A 22,257-nucleotide genomic window follows, 5' to 3' on the forward strand; every position below is an offset into this window, starting at 1 on the left:
CGACAGGGAGGTTCCGATGCTCGTTGCCGCTTACGGCCTGAGCGGTAAGGATGCAATCTGCGATTGTGCGCTCGGCACAAGAGCGGACAAATTCGTGCGCATTATCGAATTTGCCCATCGCATGACGGCGTTTCGCTCGATCGAGCGAGGCGCGCCGCATTGCCGCAGGAACCGAAGGACGGCTGCCGCCACTCCCAAAAGCAGAGAAGACTTCGCGACGCGATCGGCATTCTCCTGAACGCCAAGATCGCAAATCCTCAGCGCGCGCGGGAATCGCCTCTGCCCCTAGCAAACAGCGGGCGTCCGCAAGGTTGCGGTCAGTGACAATTTCCGGCCGTCAGCCAGAAGGGTTTTCGTTTTCAGGCTTGTTGGCCTCTCCCAAGGCGCTCTTGGCACCCTCGATCGCGCCCTCGGCAGCTGCACCAGCCGTTGCTTGAAGCTGGCCGCGAACGCGATCCGAAACCTCGCCAGCGGTCTCATCCTCAAAGTCCGTTGCGGGGAGTGCCGCTCCGATGGCCGCACCGATCGCAAAGGCCAGCGCTCCGCCAACCAGAGGCTTATCTCGAAATGTCTTGAGCATGGCGGCATTCAGCTGCGCCCCGTGATCCTGAGCACTCTCATGGGCGCTCCGAATGCTGTCGGCTGCTGACCGGGCGGCATCTGAAACGGCACCGGAGACACCGCTGGCCGCCCCCTTCACCTCACGCCATGTCGCTGATGCCCAGCCGGTTGTTTCATCGAACAAACTGCCTGCCTCATCCCGGATTTCCGCAATCGCCTGGCCCGACGTATCGGCGAAACCGCGATAGACGGTTCCACTTGGATCGACGAAGTGACCGGCCCTTCGGCCGGCCGCATCGGTCTTCGCGCGAAAACGACTGCCGTCCTCATCCTCAAAATGGCTGTAGCGCTCGCCAAAATTTGCCTCGATCGGTCCGACCCGTCGCAAGTTGCCCTTTACTCTCGCAAGCGGGTAATCATCCACTCCCTTCTCAACGCCCGACGCTTGAGGCGCTCGCGAGGCGGGATCGGCAAGGAGCCATGCAAGACCGATCCCTGTCAATGCGACCGGGATCGGGTTCGCCTTCATTGCCCCACCCAGATTGTTGAGGAAGTCGGCACCTCCACTCCTTCTGGCATAGGCGATGAATTCATCCATTAATTCGCCAGGCGACATTCGCTCTTGAATGGCATGCAGTTTTTCTTCAATCCTTTGACGGTCGGTCTCGATCTCCCGTTGAAGGTCGGCGGACGAATGCATGTCGACGTTCATTTCACTGTCTCCTTGGCCACGTCGAGGTCGCGCTGGAGCGACGCCGTCGTTTTTTCAAACCGAATGCTGCGGTTTCCGAGCCTGGCAAGGCTGCGCGAAATCATAACCCACGCGAGGACGCCGACGACAAGACCAACGGCGACCGCTGAGAGCGCATGGGCATTTGCCTCTTGCATTCCCTGCTGCATCAAAAAGGCGCCCAGACCCTCGACCACAGCGCTCAGAAGCACGCCGATCGCGGCAATAGCAAAGATAAGGCCAACCATGAGCGTCTCGATGCTGCCGATCGCCCGGTCAATATTCTCGCTTGCCTCGGCCTTGGCGAGGTCGATCTCCTTGCGAAACAGTCCGGCTATATCGGTCACCAGTCCCGTCATCAGGTCGGGTAAAGAGCGGTCGTCTCGGGGGTTATGCATCGCGGAAGTCCTTTTCAAATGACCAATCGTCGCCTGCGCGGGGGGATGACGAGGAGTTCGATGTCTTGGTGGCCGTTCGCTTTGCCGAAGCGATCAGAAATCGGCTCGCTGCCAGTCCCGCAATCGCTGCCATGCCAAGAAAGGCAAGGGGCTGCTTCCGCCCATAGTTTTCTGCAATCGACGCGATTTCACCGAGATCCCGGTCTTCGCATTCGCGGGCCAGCCGTCCGATCGAATTTCCAAGGTCCTGGGTGTAGCGGCCAAGCCCCGGTTGATCGGAATCGCGAAGTTCAGATCCCACCTTCTCCATGGCGCCAGCAAGACCACGCAATTGGCGCGCCAATGCCCCCTTTTCGTCATCCACGACTTTGGCTGCTGCCGCTTTTGCCTGGCCCGAAAGATCGTCACTCGCGACGTTCTGGTCGACGCGGGGCCGACCTGCATCGCTCTCGCCCCCCCCAGAATAAGGGCCGCCTTCTTGTGAGGGCGAAATAGGTTGCTGTTGTTGTTGTCTACGGTTCTCCGGGTTTTCGATCATCATAAACCTCCTGGTTCTCTGACGCGGGCCCTTCGTTGCGCTCCAACCAGCGGATCGCAATCTTGTTCCCTGCCTCATACGGCCACTCGGCTGGGCGTTTGTTCGATCCGAAGGCCCCAATGAAGACGCTGGGCGACTGCGATCGATCTCGTGGAACAACCCCGCCCTGCGCAGGGACTCTCTCAGCCCCTGCACAGCACCGCAGCGTCCTCCGACGGACGCTGCGGTGCTGCGAGCTTAGGGCTCTACTGTCCGATCCATGTGAGGAAGATGCCGTTCCTTTTGCTTTGCTCAAGAAGGGCCTCAACCCCCTTCGATGAGGGCCTAGCTCGAAAACGGCTTGGAGAGAATTGGGGCAGTTTGGGCGCTCCCGAACCTCAAGATAAGAAACGCTATCGATTTCTCCTTGCAGGCGTCTGCTACCGGAAGCCCGCTATCCCCTGAAGGTTCTTGTCCAGCATGACGACATCGACTGGCGGCCCACCTTGAACTAAGCTCGGCGTCCCTCCATTCGCTCCTTGAAACCTCGATGAGGTCGTGGTGGTAGGAGATTTTCTTGGACCAGGCGTGGGTTTCTATCGGTTGTCCGCATTTTGCTCATGGATTGGAACTTTTCCCGGTCTTTTCGGGTTCACGCAACAACCTTTTCGTGTGGACCAGGTGCGAATGGAGAGGAAAATGAAATGGCTTCCTGTCACCGCAGTTCTTATCGCTGGCCCAGCCTTTGCCCAAAGTGCCGAACTTGAATCGGCCTGCACGTCGGTCGCAAGGAATTTTTTCATGACCGACACGCTGAATGTCGGGGTCGTGCAATCGTTCCCTGAGCTTAAGCCCCCTGGCGTCCGCTTCAAATATTCTGAGAGATCGGATACGAAGAAGGCCGAAATGTCAGATACGTTCGACTGCGAATTCGATCAGCCAAATCCGATCACAAAACTCCTACGCTTCTGCGTCTCCCGGACTTGCTACTCTTCCGACCAGGAAGATGGCGAACGCCGACGCCGATTTGAAGAAATGCAGCTTCTGATGCAAAGAGGCAAAAGCGCCAGAAAATAAGCATGGCACCTTCTAACCGATGGGTCTCGGCGGACGGCGTTCGAGGGCCAACGCTAAACGAGATTTGCGGCGCCAGACATCGGGCGTGCCAGTGAGGCTCGGCTCACGATGGCACGTCGACTATCCGCAGCAATCACATTTCCTACAAAGCAGAGAACGTCCGGCGTTGACTTCTTGATGCTAAAAGCAGCTCCCACCCGACTTCGGCAAATGCAACTTGCGTAAGCGCAAAGAATTGCGGACTAGCCTCCGCTCATGGTTCGAGTGCTCCGGTCGGGCGTGGAAAAGACCAAATGCTTAGGAACCAAAAGCGTTCCGCCGAGTTTGAACATTGCCTTTAACGGGCTGAGAACAAGGAACCGAACATCATGAAGAATGTACTGCTCGCCGCGGTCTTCCTCGGCGCATCGAGTTTGGGCGCGCTCGCGCAGACCGCCACACCTCCCGCTACAGCAGATGGTGATACGCCTGCCGTTGCAACACCAGACACCACCAATCCAACAGCGCCCGTCGCCGGCGCCAACAGTTTCACTGAAGAACAGGCCAAGGATCGCCTTACTGACGCCGGCTACACCGATGTGACCGGTCTAAAGCTCGACGACAAGGGCGTCTGGCGCGCAACTGCCTCGAAGGACGGCAAATCCATGCAGGTCGCGCTCGACTACCAGGGCAACATTGTTGCCAACTAACCCCAGAACGAGGAAATCCCCATGAAAACCGTTAGTGGACTTTTTGACGACTATTCGGACGCCCAAGCAGCAGTGTCAGCCCTTGAAGATCGCGGCGTGCCGTCGGACGACATCAGCATCGTTTCCAACAATGTTGGCGATCGGTACGGCACTGCAAACGAAAGCAACGCGGCTGAAGGCGCTGGGACGGGCGCCGGTGTCGGCGCTGCGGTCGGTGGCATTGGCGGCCTGTTGACTGGCCTCGGGCTCATGGCCATCCCGGGTGTCGGTCCGGTGGTCGCAGCCGGTTGGCTTGCCGCGACCGCGGCGGGTGCTGCCGCCGGCGCGGTAGCAGGTGGTGCCGCCGGCGGGATTATCGGAGCGATGACGGATTCGGGCGTTCCGGAGGAACATGCCCATGTCTATGCGGAAGGCGTACGGCGCGGTGGCGCGGTCGTCACGGCACGGGTCGACGACGCGCTCCAGGCGGATGCCGAAGCGATCCTACGCCGCGGTAGCTGGGTGGATCCTGTCCAACGCCGCGCCGCCTACACGGAACAGGGCTGGACACGCTTTGACGAGACGCTCGATCCCTACACCGCCGACGAAGTCGAGAAGGAACGTCAACGTCTCGAGAGCATGCGCTAGTTCGAACCACGGCGGCCATGATGCGTTCAGATCACCTGAACCGTAAACTGGCCTTCGCACGTTCCTGATGATTGGCAGGCTCTCTCGTCCCGGCGCCCAACTCAGGCCCAACAACGGCACCTGACAAAAGCGCTTAGACGTTTCGTAGAGTTTGACGAAATTGAACTTGGAACGATTTGCATACCGACAGGTTGCGTCCTCCCGGGTGTCGAAAGGAATGGAGCCATGGTTGCCCCGCGAGCGAACTGGAAAGGCTACATCAAGTTCGGAGAGGTCACCTGTCCAGTGGCACTTTACACCGCCGCGTCCTCGTCCGAACGCATCAGCTTCCATAGGCTCAATCGAAAAACAGGCAACCGGGTAAAGCGCGAGTTCGTTGACAGCGAGTCGGGAGAGCCCGTTCAGGCCGACGATCAGGTAAAAGGCTATGAAATCGAGGGTGGACGATACGTCGTCCTGGAACCTGAAGAAGTCGCAGCGGTGGTTCCGGAAAGCGACAAGACCCTGAAGATCGAGGCCTTCATTCCCTGCTCGCAGATCGACACAACCTATTTCGACAAACCCTACTATCTTGCACCCGACAAGATGGGCGGGGAGGCTTTCGGACTGCTCCGTGATGGGATGGCTAAGGCCAAGGTCGCCGCGATCGCCAAGACCGTGCTTTTTCGCCGGCTACGAACCGTACTTGTCCGCGCACACGGCAAGGGGCTGGTGGCGGCAACCCTCAACTTTGACTATGAAGTGCGATCTTCGAAAGAGGCGTTCCAGGGGCTTCCCGACCTCAAGATCGAGGGCGAGATGCTGGAACTTGCAGAGCACATTATCCGCACAAAGAAAGGCAGTTTTGACCCCGGCGACTTTGACGATCGGTACGAGGCGGCTGTTGCCGAGCTGGTCAAAGCCAAAATCGAGGGGCGTGCACTGCCGAAGAAAAAGTTGCCCGTAGCATCCAAGCCCGGCGATCTGCTCAAGGCGCTCCGCGAGAGCGCAGGCATCAATGCGAGCAAGTCGAAGTCCAAGCGTCAAGCGGCCAACGCAAACAAGGGCGCTCGTCGGCAAAAGGAGTCGAGCTCGTCTCCCAAGTCGAAACAGGCGGCAACGTCGCGTCGCACCGGCTGACGGGAGATTGAGCCATGGCTGTCCGCCCGTACTGGAAAGGCTATTTGAAACTCTCGCTGGTGACGTGCCCGGTTGAGATGATGCCGGCCACGTCCGATAGCGAAAAGGTTCGCTTCCACACGCTTAATCGCGAGACCGAGAACCGTGTCGTCAGTCACTTCGTCGATGCGGTAACCGGGGAAGAGGTCAAGGAAGACGATGAGGTCATGGGTTACCAGCGCGGGGAAAAGGAGTACGTCGTGATCGAGGACGAGGAGCTTGAGACCGTCGCACTCGAAAGCACCAGGACCATTGATATCTCGACGTTCACCCCGCGCGACAGCCTCGAGTGGATATGGCTCGATACGCCTTACTACCTTTCTCCGAGCGAACCGGTCGGCCAGGAGGCCTTTTCTGTTATCCGAGATGCGATGGAAGCCCAGAAAATGGTCGGTATTTCACGACTGGTCATATCGCGTCGGGAACGAGCCGTCATGCTCGAGCCGCGTGGCAAGGGGATCGTGCTCTGGACATTGCGCTACGGCGACGAAGTTCGTGGCGAAGAAACGTACTTCACCACCGCGAGCGACGCCAAGGCGGACCCCGAGATGATGCCGCTTGTGCAGCGATTGATAAAGAAGCTGACGAAGGATTGGAGCCCCAGCATGGTGGAGGACCCCGTGCAGGAACGCCTGGTCGACATCATCGCTGCCAAGAAGAAGGCGATAAAGAAACCGCCCAGGGCCAAGTCCAAATCGTCAACCACACCATCGCCACCCAGCAACGTCGTCAACATCATGGACGCCTTGAAAAAGTCGGTCGCAGCGGAGCGTCGTCCCCGGAAATGAACCATCCGCGACCCTTAGACCTTGCCGACGGCACGGCTGGCTCTCGTCAGCCCACGGGCAGGTTCTGCACCAGCGCGGTGGGATCGATGACCCTCTCAAGTTCAAAGACATAAAACCGATCGTCATCTCGCATGGCCATCAGTCCCATCAAGCTGTCGTCATTGATCCGTCGAAAATGGTCGACGATCGGCTGGTCGTCATAGATCATGGCCGCGCTTGCGACGCCTTCAAAGACAACCGTTTTGATCGAGGCGACGGGACCCTTTGCCTGAAGGCACCGTTGAAGACGGGCAAAAAGCACGGCGGCAAGGGCCGTTCTTCCAAACGCATGAAAGCGAAGTGCGAGGGGAAGCGGAACCCACTTCGGATCGATGGCTCGCAGTTTTCGCCCACCGACGTGAAAAAGAAGGGCATCGGCCCGCAGATCCGGATTGAACCGTTTGCCGAACCAGCCGAGGTTCTCCAAGACGCCATCGAAGGGATGACCAGTTGGAACTCCCCGACCTTGCCAGAGGCCGGCAAGCTCGCACGGTTCCAGCGGCGGAAGCCGCAGAAACTGTTCCAGCGCCCGTTGCTGATCATTTAACGCATTGTCTCTCCTCACCTCTACGCCTCCCGGCTTCTCGTTTCAATCTGCCCCCGCGACGCGCCTGCCGCAAATCTTCCAATGTCGGAAACCATCAGCCCCGCTTGAGTTCAGAGGTCGGCGACGTTTTTTCGGGCCACGTCCTTACCAGTTCATCGAGTGAACCCCGCGGCCAGGTAGCCCAGACAAGTTCATCGCACCCATGGAGGGAAATAGAGATTACGGACCGTTCTGATATCCGCTAGTTCGCCGTCAGACCCGGTTAAAAAGACTACTCCAACATGCGTTGCGACCGCGCGCTCGTAGGACGATCTCCCATCGAGGAGTATCGGATTGCGCGCCTGCACTTTTTCCTTGCCCTTTGCCTTTCCATCCTGCTCCTCCAGTTTTTCCTCTCGACGTGCCTTCCTTGTCTCCGGTTCGCTTCGCTCGGCTTGCGCTTCTGCCCAGCGTTGACGAAGTTCTAACCGCGAACGTCGCTCGGCGGTTCGGCCCTGATTTTGGTAGGGCAACGGCCGCGCCGAAATCATACGGCATCAATCAACGCCTTTTCCGCCGGTCGCACCGTAAACTTCACCATTGACGAAACTTGCCTCCTGCGAGGCGAGGAAGACGTAAATTGGGGCCAGCTCAACCGGCTGGCCGGGCCGACCGAAATCGCTGTCCTTCCCGAAGTTCTTCACTTTCTCGTCAGGCTGGCCGCCGCTTGGCTGCAAGACCGTCCAGAACGGACCCGGTGCCACGACGTTGGCCCGGACACCCTTCTCGATGAGTTGTTTTGCGAGTGCCTTGGTGTAGGCGACGATCCCAGCTTTGGTCGTGGCGTAGTCGAGGAGAATTGGCGATGGCTGATATGCCTGGATGGACGCGGTTGTGATGACGGACGCGCCTGGGGGCAAGTGCGGCTCGGCGGCCTGAGCAATCCAGTGCAAGGCGTAGAGGTTGGTCTTCAGCGTGGCGTCAAAGTCCTCGGACGTTACAAGCGAGACGTTCTTGCGAAACTGTTGTCGGGCCGCGTTGATCACCAGGATATCTATGCCACCAAGCTCGGACAGTGCCCGCGACACCAACGCGCGGCACCAGTGTTCATCCTTCACATCACCCGGCAAGGCGAGCGCCTTGCGGCCCTCGGCCTCGATCAACTCGATAACCTCTTTCGCGTCCGGTTCTTCCTCCGGCAGGAACGATATGGCGACGTCGGCACCCTCCCGTGCAAACGCAATCGCTGCGGCTCGTCCAATGCCAGAATCGCCTCCGGTGATAAGGGCTTTGCGCCCTTTCAGCCGACCTGCCCCTTTGTAGGTTTTCTCGCCGTGATCGGGCTTTGGATGCATCCTACCAACAATACCGGGCATGGATTGTGGTTGAGGGTCAAACGGCGGCGAGGGGTACTGTGTTCGGGGGTCTTGCATCATCAGACGATCGGTCATTGGTAAATCCTCATGTGGCGATTATCGGTAAACTCGTCGATTGGTTTCGGGTTCCCGTCCAGCAATTCGGAGGAACCAAACGACAGGCTCCACCGTTCATTTGACGTCCTCTTCAACCTCTTTTCGCGCCGAGGGAGAAAACGTTCCATGCAATTGCTGCACAGGGTCCTTGCCGACGTGCAGTTGATGCTTCGTCGTCCGCCGAGGTTGCAGTATGCGGCCTTGTGCTACCGTGTCCGCACAGGGCATCCGTTCGAAATACTTCTCATCACCAGCCGGGATACCGGTCGCTGGGTCATCCCAAAGGGGTGGCCCATGAAAGGAAAACGTGCTCATGAGGTCGCGGCAAGGGAGGCGTTCGAAGAGGCCGGTGTAAAAGGGAGCTGTGAGAGGGCTCCAATTGGCCACTACGTCTACAGGAAGAAGTTAGACAGTGGGCTGAAAGTTTCTTGCACGGTCCGCGTTTTTGCGATGAAAGTTGCTGGCCTGCGCGGGAACTTTCCGGAGAAGGGCGAGCGCAAACTTGTCTGGTTCGAATATCGAGAGGCCGCCCGTCGCGTCGCTGAGCGATCCCTACGCGACCAGATTTTACGCTTCGGCAGTGCGACTTTGCCTTGAAGACGCAAACTGCGACGATTCCATTCTCGTACATTTTTGAAGTTTGTATCGTCGTCTGTCGATATCTTGGCGAGCGCTGGCGGACCGACCGTCGCGGGAGGGGTGGGTAGCGAGCTCGACTGCCATTGCGTGGGCCAAAGGAGAGGGCGGAAAAATCCGGATGTTCTCTATCTCCATAGCGGTCGGCTTGACGCGGCCTGCGACCGCTTATCGCTCGGACCTCAAGTCGACGCCCGAGGCCGCGCGATGGCGCTCGATCTCCCTCTTCGCCAGACCGCCCGGCTTGTCTTTCCAACACCGTGATCAAGCGCTCGCAGCGCGTGTTTGTCCAGCTTCTCGATACCGACATACTCGTTTCGCCTTGGAGGTCTGAATGCTCATGAAGTTAGGCCTGCATAGCTATGCTGTCGCGATCTTGAGAGTTCTCCAGGACGAACACCATCAACGTGTCGCTTAAAGCAAAAAGCGTCCGGTAAGCCCAGGCAATAACGAGGACAACAGCGGCGCTCACACCGGGTGAAAGGTAAACTGCTGGCCTCATCACTTCTCAGGCAGAACGTGAATCCTGTCGATCGCCGAGAACCGCCTGTTCCCCTTACCCTTGCGAAGCCAAGCTCGTTCTGATTCCGGCCTCAGTAAACCGCGTCAGCTGCATTTGAGTTGCGTCTTCAGTATAAAGGACATGAACCGCCAAACCGCTTTCGGTGCGCCTTTGAGCTTCCTCATAGGCCTCTTCGAAGCCAACCGGAACCGCGTCTGTTGGCGCGGAGGGATCGTCCTGGGTCAACACATAGAACGTGGAGTTTCGAATATCTGGGGTCATCGGCGCTCTCCTTCTCGCACACCACCAACTGCCGGAGGACGCGATAGTTCCTAGGCGATTTACGTGCGTGCGCTTCTGCTTGGTGCCGTTGAACTTTATCCGCGACCGGCGCGCTTTGGTTCATCCCAATCAATTGGAACGGCTGTCCGGGACGCGGTGTTAAACCGGCCTTTATTCCGCCCGCTTCTTGATCCTCTTTTAAGGAATACTTTCCTTCTACGGAGACTGGCCCATGGCGACCGGCGCATCCCAGTGATTGTACGACGGGGTCGCTGCCGTCGAAACGATGACGCGGTTTGCCATTGCCGTCCTAGCCCTTGCCTCCGGCGTGTACACTTATCTCGGCGTGCGCAGCATCCTGGACGGTTCGCCAACGACGATCTTCTTCGCAGCGATTATCTACTCGGCCTCCGTCTCGGTCGGCATCTACGCTTTCTGGTCCTATATGGCGCGCTTCTTTCCGCATATCACGACCCATACGGGCCGCGCCGCCATGCTCGGTGTGATGGCCATCGGCGCGGTCATGATCATGGCCATGTCAAGCTGGCTAAATGCTGCTGCACTAGCAGGTTCTGCGGCACTTGAGCAGCACCTGGCCGAGACGGTCGAAGACTATACCGCCGACCTCGACCAGGCGCACCAGAACGCACTTGCTGCCCAGAGTCTTCTGCCCGATATCCAGCGCGCCTCCGAGCGCTTTGCTCAGCTGGCGCTGTCGGAACGGCAATCGGGCGCTCTGACCGGTACGACCGGTTCAGGAAGCGTCGTTCAGTTGCTGTCGCAGATGTCAGCGCAGATGAAAGATCTAGAGAACGGCATCAACGCCTCGCGCGAACAGGTAACGACGTTGTTCGAACAAGGACAAAAGCGGCTTGAGACCATGCGTACGCTGGTATCGGCGCCCGGCGCCATTGAACCGCGTGCCGATCAGTTCTCCTCCGAAGTCGTGGCGCTCACCGGGGTCATAGCCTCGCTCGGACAGACTTCAATTGCCCCTTCGATCCGTCGCGCGGCCGATGATCTTTCACTCGGCTTTATTGCACCTGTCGCCGACGGTGGCGATGCCGACCTAGTTGACCGCCAGGACAGGGTAATGGCGACAGTGCGCGCTTCAGTAGCGGCCCAGTCGAAGGTTCTGTCCGACGCCGCTGACGAGATCCTTGCGCGCGCACCGGTAAAGGAGCGAAGGTTCGTTCCACTATCGTCCGCCGAAGCAGTTTTGCGCTACGCTTCGGACTTTATTCCAGCATGGGCTGGCGCCATCTCCATCGATCTCCTGCCCGGCGTACTCGTGTTCATTCTTGCAGTCGTGCACGGCGCGATCCGAAAACAGGAAGAGAGGATGCCATTTGCCGAACGCATCACGGCAGCCGAACTCGTGCAGGCAATAGAATTGAAGCGTGCGCTGGCGGAAAGCGGCTCGGATCTGATGGAGGTTGCCGCCGAGCTTGAAGCGCAGAAAACTACGGAAGAGGCAAACAACATCACAAACCTCGACCCGAGAATACGTCCCAAGGATCGCCTACATGAGGATCGATGAACCGATCAAGGCCTTGAAGCGCCTCGACGATGGCACCGCGATGCGAGGCGTGTTCTATCTATTGCTGTCGGTGACGGCGATTTTTTCTCATTATCGACGTTCGCAACATGGAAACCAGCCCCAAGCTGTCAACCCCCGACCCAGCCTACCAGGTCCCGTTCCTGCCGCCTGCAGGAACCAAGGGGGATCTGAGCAATGCTGAGCAAAGCCCATCGAGCCCGGCCGAAGTGCTGAACAAGCCGATGACATTGGAACTTGGCCCCGGCGGCGTCCTGCTTGTCGAAGGTACCTTCGATCCAGGCGCGTCTTTGCGCTTTGCCAGAGAGATCGAAGTTCGCGGCGAGTATGTAAGAACCGTCGCGCTCAACTCCCCAGGCGGCTCAGTGGACGACGCGCTGGCAATTTCCAAGCTGATACGCGAAAAATCGTTGACGACGAAAGTTGTGTCGAGAGCACTTTGCGCATCCTCGTGTCCAATCGTGCTTGCAGGTGGCGTTGAACGCCTCGCGGAAAAAGACGCGGTGGTTGGAGTGCACCAGCTATTTAACGTCAGCAACGTCATACCTGCCGCAGACGAGGTCATGTCGACCACACAATCCGCCACCGCACGTGTCGCCCGCCATCTCGAGGCGATGGGCATTGCTGCTGAACTCTGGTTCAACGCTTTGGAAACGCCTGCGGATCGCCTTTATTATTTGACGGCGAAGGAAATGGCTGATTTTCGACTGACGACTACGCCCGCTTCGAGTTCCAGGAAGAGAAGTTAGGTCTCTACCGAGGATCAGCTCTACGCTAGGGCATGGACAATGGCGGGCCTCTTTGGTTGGGAATGATGGAGCGCAGGAGGGCGCAGCGATATCCAATCATTCAGGTTACGAAAGAACGGCGGCCAATCGAGGGGATTAAACGCGATCGGACACAGGAGGACTTAATAGCGATCTTAAAGGCGGGCGTAGAGATCAGCGCGGGGTCGCGCCTCTTGACGCCCATTTCCTGGAAGCCGCCTCATAACGTTTCTGGGATCGTGTGCCGGAGCTTTGGCTGTCGAAGCAACCGCTGGCTCGATTGATGGATTTGCGTTCGCCTGGCGAAATCTCGCGCCTTCCATTGAAACGCTGCGTCGCAGCATTATATTGTGCACTGCAGCAATGATTACCGAGTGCTGTATGAGGCCGCTATGATAGCCATCCTGGCCGTTACGGCCTGGAGGTTTGGTTATGCGCTCCTTGTCTAACACCCTCGCTTTGCTCAAGCAGTTCCGCACACATCCGGTCGACCCTTCTCGGGAGAGCCACTTGTCGGAATTCGAGGCCTTTGGACCGAACCCTGGCCAGCTTGAGGCAAAAGTTCATGTCCCATCGACAGTTATTCCACGACCGGCGCTCGTCGTCGTCTTGCACGGCTGCACCCAGACGGCGTCGTCATACGACACAGGCTCGGGATGGAGCAGATTGGCCGACGACTATGGCTTTGTCGTCCTCTTCCCGCAGCAGACCCGCAGCAATAACGCCAATCTTTGCTTCAACTGGTTCCAGCCGAACGATATGGCGCGCGGCGATGGTGAAGCGCTTTCAATCCGCCAGATGGTCGAGACCGCCGAAGCACGTTATGACATCGATACCTCGCGAGTTTACATAACCGGGCTTTCAGCAGGTGGAGCGATGGCCAATGTGATGCTGGCGACCTATCCCGAAGTCTTTGCCGGCGGCGCAATCATAGCCGGTCTCCCCTATGGCACGGCACACACGATACCCCAAGCGTTCGACCGCATGCGCGCGCAAGGCATTCCCGACACTAACACGCTTCAAAAGCTGCTTCGGTCCGCTTCCAAAACAACGGGCCCATGGCCGGCGATATCGGTCTGGCAGGGAACGCAGGACATGACCGTCAACTCGGCCAACGCAGATGCGATTGTCGACCAGTGGCTGGGCGTTGTTGAAACCCGAGGATCGCCCCGGGTAGACCAACCGACGTCGCGGCTTGAACGCCGGGTCTGGGTCAATGCCAACGGGGAGGAACGCCTTCAGCTTTACCGCGTCAAGGGTATGGGCCACGGCACACCGATCGATGCGAAAAGTGGGTACGGTCGGGCAGGGCCCTACATGCTTGACGTCGGCATTTCGTCGACCGAGGAAATTGCCAAATCGTTCGGGGTTGCGGCGCCATCCTTGAGACAGGTGAACCAGGGCGTCGAGACTGACGTCGCTATCCCCAAGGCTCGGAGCAACTATCATCCGAGTCCCAAGGGACCGGCGGACGGCATTCGGCGGACGATCGAAGACGCGCTACGTGCAGCGGGTCTGATGAGATAACACCGCGCACACTTCCTTCGTGGCCACCCGCCCTTTTGATCTGACGACTCACCGCGTGGAGATGCCTCAAACGGCGAGTGACGCCGGCGCAGCGAAGATCCAATTTACAAGGTCGCCCACCCTGATGGGCCGTACTCTCAGCCCTCACGCTATGCGGTGGGTCCAGACGATTTCTTGAAAAGCGGCCACATCGAGCGGCGACGGCGCGCACATCTAGACGCGCACATCTAGATATGTCGCGCTGCCGTCACTCCATACCGCATACCCCGCGACTGAGCCGATACGGACGGTTGCACTCCCAGCCGTTTCCGGAACGATCCAGATGTGCGTTGTCAGGAAGATTGATCTGTGAACATACCGATCCCTTTGCTTCAAATCCGCGGTCACATTTCCATTTCTGGCCATAGGAGTTGTCCGCAAAGGTTGCATTTTCGGGAACCTTTACAGCAACACAGGCCTGATCTTTCATTTCAAATCCACGGTCGCACAACCATTCATTGCCGCTGGTGGTCAGGTAGGCATGGTCAGGAACGATCAGTGCGACGCATTTGCTAGCGATGACCTGATACCCCCGTTCACAGATCCAGCCCTCGCCATAGCTCGAATCCGTCAGATACGCCTTGTCCGGCACCTCGATGAGGTCGCATTCAGTATCGCGCTGACGATATCCGTGCATGCACTTCCACCGGTCACCAGAATAAGAGTCGAGAAAAGCATTGGCGGGCAGCCGAACCGCAAGGCACTGGCCGTCCTTTTCGGCAAACCCGTAATCGCATTCCCAGCCGTTGCCATAGGAAGCGTATGTCAGGAAAGCATTGTCGGGAGCCGTCACAGCAACGCAGGAATCGGCCTCTTGTCGGAATCCACGATTGCACTCCCATCCCGATCCGTAGCGTTTTGCTTCGGAATTTGCTGGCACCGACCCTTGACCATATGCCCCAGGGATCAAGAGCAGAGTTGCGGATAGTAGAACGCTCGCCTGTATAGCCAACGCTAAGAAGAACGGTTGAAGCATGTCCTTATGTCTCCAAATGGGCGGTTGAGTGGTCACAGAAGTGTGAGGCCATTGCGGCCGGCGCTTACCTGCGCCCATCGGTTCGTCCCAACCAATGCCAGATTGTCGTGGCAGGGAACATACTGCGCATAGCGCTGTGCAGTTCGCAGCCTCAAGTGTCTAGGACCGACCGGAATTTGCTGGATCGCAAGGCGAAAATGTCTGTTCGGTGTAGGACATGGCGCCCCCTTGATTGGGGCCAGGGTATCGAACCCTCATACAGCAGCGCCCGTGACATCTGCTACTGGAGACTGGACACTGCGCCTTTGTCATTCGAATAGCAACCGCTCTTTACCCTTATTTGGTTTGCCTGCCGAACGCCCCTAGCAATCATGATTTCCATGTTTCCATGCTTTGATCGAGCACGAACCGGGTCGTCCCAAGGCGGTCGGTCATTTTCCGTCGCGAGAAGGGTTGTTACGTCGCGACGGCGGCACGTCAGAGGCCGCACACCTTGCCGGCTAGTCGGCGCTGACTGTCGGCATGAGTTGCGCCGGCGTCTCAATCTTTTGCAAGCATTTCTCGAACTTTTCGCGCCAGATCGTCCATGGAAAACGGCTTGGTCATCATGTCCATGCCCGGTCCGAGAAAGTCCGCGCGTGAGGATGCTGTTGCTGTAACCCGTTAAGAACAGAACACGGAGGCCCGGCCTCCTTGCCAGAGCCACTTCGGCCAACTGCCGCCCGTTGATCCCTGGTAAGCCGACATCGGAAACCGCGGCATCGATGCGCTGCGCGCTTTAGCTTATCGGCAGCGCATGTTCTCCGTCTTCGGCTTCGATCGTCCTGTATCCAAGTTCCTTCAGAACGTCGACGATCAGCAGCCTCTCGGCGCTGTCGTCTTCCACAACGAGCACGACCTCACCTTCACCCATCAGACTCCCGTGTTGGGACGGAGCCGAGCCGATGCTTGCTTTGTCGGCGCCGGACCCATCCGGGAGAAAGAGCGTGACTGTCGTACCCGTTCCTTATTCGTGCGTGGCCGCCCGCCGACCAGTGTGACTTGAGTGCCATTCGGAATTGGCCGGCCCGCTCAAAGCTATTGTCGGCGTTGGGCCGAAAGTTTACCAACGAACCTCTGTCCTTGAAGAGAATCGAACCCGCAGCCGGATCTTTCCGGGCGTGCGACTTGCAAATGACTATGCCAAAAGTCACGAGCGCACGGATTTTCGCAGCATCACGGGTGCACTGAAATCGGACCCATCGAGCGAGTCGCACCCAGGGCTCTAAACACACGGATCGTATTTGCATGAGAAATAATGCTTGCAGAATTAGCAAGCAACACTATGTTTGCTAGCATGAACAGCAAGCAGAAAAAGACTCTCGTGACGGTTTTCAAAGATCCGATCTCGGGAACCATCGAGTGGGCCACTATAGAAAACCTGCTTGTCGCTGCCGGCGCGAACGTCATCGAAAGAAACGGCTCGCGCGTTAAGTTCGAAAAGGACGGCATAATCGCGAGCTTCCATCGTCCTCATCCCGACAAGGAGGCAAAACGTTATCAAGTTCGCGATGCTCGCGAATTCCTGACGCAAATTGGAGTAGAACCATGAACACCATGACTTACAACGGTTATCACGCTCGCATAGAATTCGACGCGGAGGACGAGCTGTTCTTCGGTAAGATTGCTGGCATTTCTGACGTAGTCGGGTTTCACGGGGACAGCGTTGCTGAACTGAAGAAGGCGTTCCATGAGGCTGTTGATGATTACCTTGAGACCTGCAAGAGCATCGGCAAAGAGCCTCAAAGACCCTATTCCGGCAAGATGATGTTTCGAGTTGCTCCCGAAGTGCATCGCCGAGCTGCTCTGGCTGCCGAACTGTCGGGGAAGAGTCTCAATCAGTGGGCCGAGGAGGCATTAGAAGAAGCCGCGGCGCACTTCGCCAAGGCCCGCCTTTCGGCATAGGCCATTCGCTTCCCCGCAAGGTCGGCCGGCAGGGCTCTCGTCCGGGTCGAGGTCAACGGTCTTCACCAACACTAGAATGAACTTGGGCGTAAGGAACCCTCAATTCATCCGAGGTCGGACGAAACTCGCGACGGGGCGATGATCCGAAGGTGCAGTTCAGTCGCTATACACCTTTAGGTGGCACAGAGCCTTTGCAATGATCGCTTGCGGAGAAAGCCTGTCCAAGCAGGCCCATGGCAGTTGTTGCTACCTCAGTAGAAAATCCATGTTCGCAACGGGCCGACTCTGTCTGCGCAAGCCGGCTGCCGGGCTGCGGCGATTGTCGCCAGCTAAAACCTGAACCGCCTGCGTCGGGTTCATGATTACGGCGTTGGCAAATTCAAGTTTCTTCGGAAGGCGCGCAAAGCCTTCGTTGGTGGTCACGAACACATGGCGCCCGCCATTTTCATGTGCCCAGAACGCCTGAGCAGCGCCCAGGCAATTGCGCCAATGCCAAGCAGCGGCGCTGGACAGATCCTTTTTGTCCAAGCCGTAGCTCACCGCGTAGTCCGACCATCGTGCTGGCGTCGTCGGAAAAAGGGTTCTGAAGATAAGTCGCTCGCGCTCAATCGCCGCTTCATCACTCATAATAGAGAAACCATGGAATGAAAGACCGTGTCGCCCGATCGGCCGCAAGAGGCTGATGTGACCAAGTCCGAGCGCGCTCATTCGGCTTTCAAAGTCTGCAAATCGTTTTAGATGTGCGCCACCGGGCTGACGTTCATATGCGCTCGAAGCCAAAATGGCGATATCCGCCTCTCCACGCCTTGCGGCTTCAATCAACGTGCGAATGTCGCCGTGCGCCGATCTCTTCTCATCGATGTTGATGAGGCAGTTGTTTTCGAGCGTAAAACTCCGCATCACTTCACCATGTTGCTCTAGTCATTCAATGCTCGCCATTTGCGAACCAATCCCACAATTATAAGTCTGGTTCTTAAAGCGATGCGCGCTTCGTGGACATTCGGCTTGGCAGTAAAGAACAAACGAACAAGCGATCGCTCAAAGGTAACAAGGACACAAATCGCCATGGCGGTCAGTTCCCAACGGAACATTAGGCGACGACAAACGCAAAAATCATGAACTCTCTCCGCTCAGCGGGGAGCTGCTCGCACGGGTCGGCTCGATCGGCGACAATCGCCTGAGAGGCTGGATCTCCTACCAAGCCTCGAAGGCTGCCTTAAACCACATCGTGCGCACCGCTTCAGGCGAGATGAGCCGCAAAGCGGCGGCGGTCAGCCGCGTCATCGATCGGCTGTCGAAGAACTCGAATTCCATGCCAAAACGGTCCGCAATCGGCTTAAACTCATCCTTCAGCATTTCTAGCGCCCGCCCCCCTTCGGAGCGGAAACTGACACGCATGAAGAAGTGACCGGTATCAGCGTCGTCGAACTGTGCGCTGTCGGTGATGTTGCATTCCTCTTCCGCCAGGAAGGAGGAGATAGCGGCGACGATGCCGCGGGTGGATGCGCAGCGCACGCGCATGGCAAACTCGACATTGGTGTTCCTCTTTGTGGATCAGGATGCGGCTGGTGCCAAGCTGCGCCTGAACGATGCCGGGACAAATCTTGAGACCGACACCGCACACCGGCTTCGCTGCTCCAAGCCCATTTTTGATCACACAGGCAACCCGGCTAATCGGTTGGATAAATGGTCCGCGATAAGTCACCCTCTGCGGGTGGGGAAATTGCTTCGTCCTCATCTAGAAGGCTCAGCCTGGCGATCGCGGTGTCCGATATGCTCGTCAGAAATTCAGCCTGGGTCCAACCCAAAAGGCAAGCTTCCTCGACAAGGACCTGGATTGCATAGTGCACCGTCTGCTCGAGTTCGACCTTGCGCTCAAGCGTCCCAGGGGGCTGATTTGGACGTTCAATCATGGCTTTTCTCTCGTTTGGAGATTAAGGTATTGGCGCGGCAGCAGATCCGGCCCGGCGGGTAAGATCAAAACACCGTGCTCTGACTATCGTTCCCCTCTTTCGACTGAAGACTGGCGTTAACATCATGAGCCTCGATTTTGAGGCCGTCCCCAGTCCACTTTCGCTCGTCAGTAAAGTTGATACGCTGTGCCATCGGGGCATGGAACATCAGCTGAACGGAACAAGAGATGCCGGGTGGAGTTTAAGCGTCTACCGATGCTCCTTCTAACCCAAAGGAAAAGCCATGACCAACCCAGCCTCGGTCCGCGCCATTGGCGATCCATCCGCCACAAATTCGACGATGAGCAGGCCACCGACCTCGCGTTAACAGCGATCGCGACCTCCGTCGTTAATCAGTAGATGCCTGAAAGGGCATGTATGACAGAAGAGGAGAAGCACATGGTAAGCACTGCACTTAAAGCCCTGCTAAGTGTCCTTGCGGTGGCAGGATACCAGAACAGGGAGAAGATCGGGGAGCTTCTGAAAGGTCTGACCCAGAACCGACAAGACCAAGGGCCAACCGGTCAGCAGGAGGCCGGAGGAGGTTTGGGTGACCTGCTTGGCGGTCTGACTGGAGGCTCTGGTGGCCTCGGAGGCTTGCTCGGCGGTTCATCGACCGGCGGCGTGTTGAGGGGTGGTCTCGACGATCTCCTCAAACAGTTCGAGCACAACGGACACGGGGAGACCGCAAAATCCTGGGTGCAGACCGGTCCAAACAGCGAGATTGATGATAGGCAGTTATCGGAAGCGCTCGGGCCGGAAGTCCTTGAGGATCTTTCCGCGCGGACGGGTCTTTCTCCTGAGGAGATTTTGAGCCGCCTCAGCCGAGATCTGCCAAAGGCGGTTGACGATCTGACCCCCAACGGCGTCCTGCCTCAAGAGGACGACCCTTTCGAAGGGCAGATCACTCCTCCACCCAAGACCCAAATCATATAGTAGAAGAGGCCGCCGCAAGGCGGCCGCTTCACCGCGCCGGATTTGGAAGGCAAGCCTTTAGCGTTTCTCAGGCGGGCGTTGCACAGGAATCAGACGCGCTACCCTAGCGATACCTCCACAATCACGTTGCATACTTGGCTCGACCCGGAACATCGCACCCGTTCCGGACGCTGTCGGCGCTCTCATCTGCTTTTCAAGCCATTTGGTCGTGACGAGGATCGTTGCGTGTTTTATTTGGCGTGAATGTCTGCCAACAAGATCTTGGCGAGTTCGACGAACTGACCCGTTGGATACTTTGATAAATACGCTTCAATCATCTCGGCATTACCGGTGTCCCGCACCGTTTCCCAGAATGAAACCTCGATTCCTGGCTCGCCCGCCCCAGACCCACCTTGAGCAACGCGCGCGGCTGCGAGTTCGGCGAACTCGCCCGCAGGGTATCGCTTCAGATATAGGAGATATTCGGCCGGGTCATCGCTCTCCTGAACCGCCTCCCAAAAAGCCACCTCAACCCGGCGCGCTTCATCTTTGTCTTGGTCTTCCGGCAGGGTCTGATCGACCCAAGAGGATCGCTCCGGGTGTTGGACGGACGTTAGCTCTGCACTGGGGCTTGGTTCGGACTGCGGGTCAAACAGAACACGGAACACCCGGAGCGGGCGCGAAATGTTCTTGACCTGATGCTCACCCAAATCCTCAAAGGTGGTGTCGACGCGATCGCGCAGATGATCTCGTACTCCTCGCGTTACACAGATGCCGCCGGCATCGGCCAGGCCTTCAAGCCGAGCGGCGATGTTGACCCCATCCCCGAAGATATCGCCGTCTTTCACCAGAACATCGCCGACGTTGATCCCGATGCGGAAGTACATCTTGTGTTTGTCGGCAAGCGGCCGGTTGGCACGCCACATGGCCTGCTGGATGGCGATCGCACAGTTGAAGGCATGCACAATCGATGGGAATTCCGCCAACACGCTGTCCCCCGCGGTCCCGAAGATCTCTCCATGAGCACTTTCAATAAGGCCGTCGATGATAGTACGATGCGATGTCAAGGTCGCCAGGGTCTGCTCTTCGTCGGCATTCATCAACCGCGAGTAACCTTCGATATCGGCAGCCAGGATCGCTGCAAGCTTTCTTTCAAGTGGTGGCGCCTCCATGTGAACGATCCGATCCAACGCGTTCGTTTCGATGTGCAGTCGATCATCAACCGATGAGCACGCGGCTTTGTTCCTTCCGTAAATGTTTGATCTCATCCGCGGGCGTATCACCCAAAGGCCGAATTTTGCTCGACCGAAATCTGCCTCGAGGTGGAGTGCCGCGAAGGTTCGAACACGGTACGTTCCACTCCGCTTCCCCTCGCACCAAGGCATCGGCCAGAGGGTGAAAGCCTTCAAAGTTGACGTCCTACAAGCCTCAGCGCAGGACTCCTGCTTCACGGGCAGCTTCTTCAAAGGCCAATCGGGCCATGTAACCAGGCAAGTGACCATTCATGGCTTCGAGACAGGTGGTCAATGCAGCCTGATATGCCGGACCTGATCTGGATCCGGACCAAGTGTTTCGCAAAACCGCTACCGCTTCACTGGCTGATCCAACCAACACCTCGTGATCCGCATTGGGCAGGCTTATCACAACGCTTTCGTTCCAGGGCGCCGGTTGTTTTGCTTTCTCTAGATCGCGTCCGTAGCGTTCCTCGCGTTCCCACCGATCCTCTGCCATGGCGTTCTCCTTCTCGAACACCTTCAAACCGGAAAAACAGGAATGTGTTCCCAGTTCGAGCAACGAGGTTGGGCACGGATCCGCCCCCCTCTTATCGCCGGTCTGCCTTCTTCCCGTTGTCGATGGGTGCCCCCGCAAGGCCCCTTACGAATGAGTTTCTTGCCATGGGCGCCTGTTCGGAAATTGTTGATGGGGTCGTGAAGCGACAGGCCCCCGCACTTTCACGCGGCGTCTCCCAACGCGTCAGGACGTTGTCACCCCGACCTCGGTAAGGCATTCCAACATCATGAGGGATCCTTGGCGCACAAAACCGAAACCAACATCGCAGACTGTTCGCAGAAGCTCAAGCACCGGGAAGAGGAACAGGTCGGGATCGGCGTCTAGACATGGTGTCGGTACCGGTTTCGCTGGAATCGTCGGCCGGCAGACAATGGAGCGAGGCTCCGCCGGTAACATCACTGACTTACTGCTTCGGAGGGAACCTCCACGTTTCGCGCGATCGACCAGAGATTAGCCCGACGATCTGCAGTCTAATCGGGTCGCGGTCTCTCCCATCTGGTCGAGGTTCGTCGTGTAACCCTGCTCCTCGGCCTCGCCAATCCCATAGCTCAGGTGGCCCACCGCGCTGATGTCGCAGCCTGCTTCTATCCCCCGAGTGACGAATGCCGGGATTTCGCCGGCGTCCAGTTGGCGCCGCGTATCTTTAGCACTGCTTTGCTCTCCGCTGAGGCCATAAAGCTACGGGCGCGGGTGCGCGGCGGCAATCAAGGTGAGATTCGTATTGCCTCACCCAAGAGTGTTCCCAGAGAATAATGCCGTTGCCTCACTCGGATGTTCTCGAATGCC

At 57.8% G+C, this 22,257-nt stretch carries 22 protein-coding genes and 3 pseudogenes; 13 read left to right on the plus strand and 12 right to left on the minus strand.

Going from position 1 to position 22,257, the window contains the following annotated elements; all coding sequences use genetic code 11:
- Positions 1 to 337 precede the first annotated feature (337 nt).
- From BLU15_RS31565 to BLU15_RS39150, 3 genes are read right to left on the minus strand one after another with little or no spacing between them, the layout of a single operon-like run.
- A complete protein-coding gene (locus BLU15_RS31565; RefSeq protein ID WP_090300822.1) occupies positions 338 to 1,273 on the minus strand; it encodes a DUF3618 domain-containing protein in 936 nt (311 codons plus the stop codon).
- Complete coding sequence (locus tag BLU15_RS31570; RefSeq protein ID WP_034800315.1) at positions 1,270 to 1,689, minus strand: phage holin family protein; 420 nt, start codon at positions 1,687 to 1,689, stop codon at positions 1,270 to 1,272. Before BLU15_RS31570 ends, BLU15_RS31565 begins: the two co-directional genes overlap by 4 nt.
- Complete coding sequence (locus tag BLU15_RS39150; protein WP_162728928.1) at positions 1,682 to 2,227, minus strand: nutrient deprivation-induced protein; 546 nt, start codon at positions 2,225 to 2,227, stop codon at positions 1,682 to 1,684. The genes BLU15_RS31570 and BLU15_RS39150 overlap by 8 nt, the downstream gene beginning before the upstream one ends.
- A gap of 678 nt (positions 2,228 to 2,905) precedes the next feature.
- Between BLU15_RS39150 and BLU15_RS31580 the strand changes: the two genes are divergently transcribed.
- The 5 genes from BLU15_RS31580 to BLU15_RS31600 all read left to right on the plus strand — a co-directional run bounded on the left by BLU15_RS31580 (position 2,906) and on the right by BLU15_RS31600 (position 6,545).
- Positions 2,906 to 3,283 (plus strand): hypothetical protein, encoded by a 378-nt coding sequence (locus BLU15_RS31580; protein WP_034800313.1) that lies wholly within the window; start codon positions 2,906 to 2,908, stop codon positions 3,281 to 3,283.
- 368 nt (positions 3,284 to 3,651) lie between these two features.
- Entirely contained in the window at positions 3,652 to 3,972 is a 321-nt protein-coding gene (locus tag BLU15_RS31585) for a PepSY domain-containing protein (RefSeq protein WP_029742951.1), read from the plus strand.
- 21 nt (positions 3,973 to 3,993) lie between these two features.
- Complete coding sequence (locus BLU15_RS31590; protein ID WP_090300824.1) at positions 3,994 to 4,599, plus strand: general stress protein; 606 nt, start codon at positions 3,994 to 3,996, stop codon at positions 4,597 to 4,599.
- A gap of 225 nt (positions 4,600 to 4,824) precedes the next feature.
- Entirely contained in the window at positions 4,825 to 5,718 is an 894-nt protein-coding gene (locus tag BLU15_RS31595; protein WP_090300826.1) for a non-homologous end joining protein Ku, read from the plus strand.
- 14 nt (positions 5,719 to 5,732) lie between these two features.
- Complete coding sequence (locus BLU15_RS31600; protein ID WP_090300828.1) at positions 5,733 to 6,545, plus strand: non-homologous end joining protein Ku; 813 nt, start codon at positions 5,733 to 5,735, stop codon at positions 6,543 to 6,545.
- Positions 6,546 to 6,591: 46 nt separating this feature from the next.
- Here the strand turns inward: BLU15_RS31600 and BLU15_RS31605 are convergent, their stop codons facing one another.
- A complete protein-coding gene (locus BLU15_RS31605) occupies positions 6,592 to 7,149 on the minus strand; it encodes a DUF4334 domain-containing protein (RefSeq protein ID WP_090300830.1) in 558 nt (185 codons plus the stop codon).
- Positions 7,150 to 7,667: 518 nt separating this feature from the next.
- Positions 7,668 to 8,561, minus strand: coding sequence for an SDR family oxidoreductase (locus BLU15_RS31610; protein WP_090300832.1), 894 nt, complete (start codon positions 8,559 to 8,561; stop codon positions 7,668 to 7,670).
- A 147-nt stretch (positions 8,562 to 8,708) separates the two neighbouring features.
- On the opposite strand from BLU15_RS31610, the gene BLU15_RS31615 reads away from it, so the two are divergent.
- Positions 8,709 to 9,179 carry an NUDIX hydrolase gene (locus BLU15_RS31615; protein WP_090300834.1) on the plus strand — a complete coding sequence of 157 codons (471 nt, stop codon included), beginning with the start codon at positions 8,709 to 8,711 and terminating at the stop codon, positions 9,177 to 9,179.
- A gap of 595 nt (positions 9,180 to 9,774) precedes the next feature.
- On the opposite strand, the gene BLU15_RS31620 is transcribed toward BLU15_RS31615, so the two are convergent.
- Positions 9,775 to 10,002 (minus strand): hypothetical protein, encoded by a 228-nt coding sequence (locus BLU15_RS31620; protein WP_034800447.1) that lies wholly within the window; start codon positions 10,000 to 10,002, stop codon positions 9,775 to 9,777.
- 286 nt (positions 10,003 to 10,288) lie between these two features.
- Here BLU15_RS31620 and BLU15_RS31625 point away from each other — a divergent pair, with 286 nt between their 5' ends.
- From BLU15_RS31625 to BLU15_RS31640, 3 genes and pseudogenes are all read left to right on the plus strand, one after another.
- On the plus strand, positions 10,289 to 11,542 hold the full coding sequence (locus BLU15_RS31625; RefSeq protein WP_244546872.1) for a hypothetical protein: 1,254 nt from the start codon (positions 10,289 to 10,291) through the stop codon (positions 11,540 to 11,542).
- A pseudogene (locus BLU15_RS31630) lies at positions 11,529 to 12,309 on the plus strand (ATP-dependent Clp protease proteolytic subunit). The gene BLU15_RS31625 and the pseudogene BLU15_RS31630 overlap by 14 nt, the downstream one beginning before the upstream one ends.
- Before the next feature lie 450 nt (positions 12,310 to 12,759).
- Positions 12,760 to 13,854, plus strand: a complete 1,095-nt coding sequence (locus BLU15_RS31640; RefSeq protein WP_090300838.1) for an extracellular catalytic domain type 1 short-chain-length polyhydroxyalkanoate depolymerase — start codon at positions 12,760 to 12,762, stop codon at positions 13,852 to 13,854.
- Positions 13,855 to 14,101: 247 nt separating this feature from the next.
- On the opposite strand, the gene BLU15_RS31645 is transcribed toward BLU15_RS31640, so the two are convergent.
- Together BLU15_RS31645 and BLU15_RS40725 are read right to left on the minus strand one after the other, a co-directional pair.
- Positions 14,102 to 14,869, minus strand: coding sequence for a hypothetical protein (locus BLU15_RS31645; protein WP_127890995.1), 768 nt, complete (start codon positions 14,867 to 14,869; stop codon positions 14,102 to 14,104).
- A gap of 778 nt (positions 14,870 to 15,647) precedes the next feature.
- The gene (locus BLU15_RS40725; RefSeq protein WP_256386712.1) at positions 15,648 to 15,782 is read right to left on the minus strand and encodes a response regulator; all 135 of its coding nucleotides are present in this window, start codon (positions 15,780 to 15,782) and stop codon (positions 15,648 to 15,650) included.
- 423 nt (positions 15,783 to 16,205) lie between these two features.
- On the opposite strand from BLU15_RS40725, the gene BLU15_RS31650 reads away from it, so the two are divergent.
- Positions 16,206 to 16,460, plus strand: coding sequence for a type II toxin-antitoxin system HicA family toxin (locus BLU15_RS31650; protein ID WP_090300852.1), 255 nt, complete (start codon positions 16,206 to 16,208; stop codon positions 16,458 to 16,460).
- Positions 16,457 to 16,813, plus strand: a complete 357-nt coding sequence (locus BLU15_RS31655) for a type II toxin-antitoxin system HicB family antitoxin (RefSeq protein ID WP_090300840.1) — start codon at positions 16,457 to 16,459, stop codon at positions 16,811 to 16,813. Before BLU15_RS31650 ends, BLU15_RS31655 begins: the two co-directional genes overlap by 4 nt.
- Positions 16,814 to 17,059: 246 nt before the next feature.
- Here the strand turns inward: BLU15_RS31655 and BLU15_RS31660 are convergent, their stop codons facing one another.
- Entirely contained in the window at positions 17,060 to 17,713 is a 654-nt protein-coding gene (locus BLU15_RS31660) for a hypothetical protein (RefSeq protein ID WP_090300842.1), read from the minus strand.
- Positions 17,714 to 17,954: 241 nt separating this feature from the next.
- Here BLU15_RS31660 and BLU15_RS40330 point away from each other — a divergent pair.
- A pseudogene (locus tag BLU15_RS40330) lies at positions 17,955 to 18,071 on the plus strand (C factor); the annotation flags it as partial.
- A gap of 53 nt (positions 18,072 to 18,124) precedes the next feature.
- Here the strand turns inward: BLU15_RS40330 and BLU15_RS41030 are convergent.
- A pseudogene (locus BLU15_RS41030) lies at positions 18,125 to 18,334 on the minus strand (ACT domain-containing protein); the annotation flags it as partial.
- An 830-nt stretch (positions 18,335 to 19,164) separates the two neighbouring features.
- Between BLU15_RS41030 and BLU15_RS31680 the strand changes: the two are divergent.
- Entirely contained in the window at positions 19,165 to 19,701 is a 537-nt protein-coding gene (locus BLU15_RS31680) for a YidB family protein (RefSeq protein ID WP_051659551.1), read from the plus strand.
- A gap of 230 nt (positions 19,702 to 19,931) precedes the next feature.
- Here BLU15_RS31680 and BLU15_RS31685 read toward each other — a convergent pair whose 3' ends face one another.
- Positions 19,932 to 20,852 (minus strand): adenylate/guanylate cyclase domain-containing protein, encoded by a 921-nt coding sequence (locus BLU15_RS31685; RefSeq protein ID WP_090300854.1) that lies wholly within the window; start codon positions 20,850 to 20,852, stop codon positions 19,932 to 19,934.
- 256 nt (positions 20,853 to 21,108) lie between these two features.
- On the minus strand, positions 21,109 to 21,411 hold the full coding sequence (locus BLU15_RS31690; RefSeq protein ID WP_127890992.1) for a DUF982 domain-containing protein: 303 nt from the start codon (positions 21,409 to 21,411) through the stop codon (positions 21,109 to 21,111).
- Positions 21,412 to 22,257: the final 846 nt, after the last annotated feature.

The sequence above is a fragment of the Ensifer sp. YR511 genome (assembly GCF_900103045.1).
In the GTDB taxonomy this organism is placed as follows: domain Bacteria; phylum Pseudomonadota; class Alphaproteobacteria; order Rhizobiales; family Rhizobiaceae; genus Ensifer; species Ensifer adhaerens.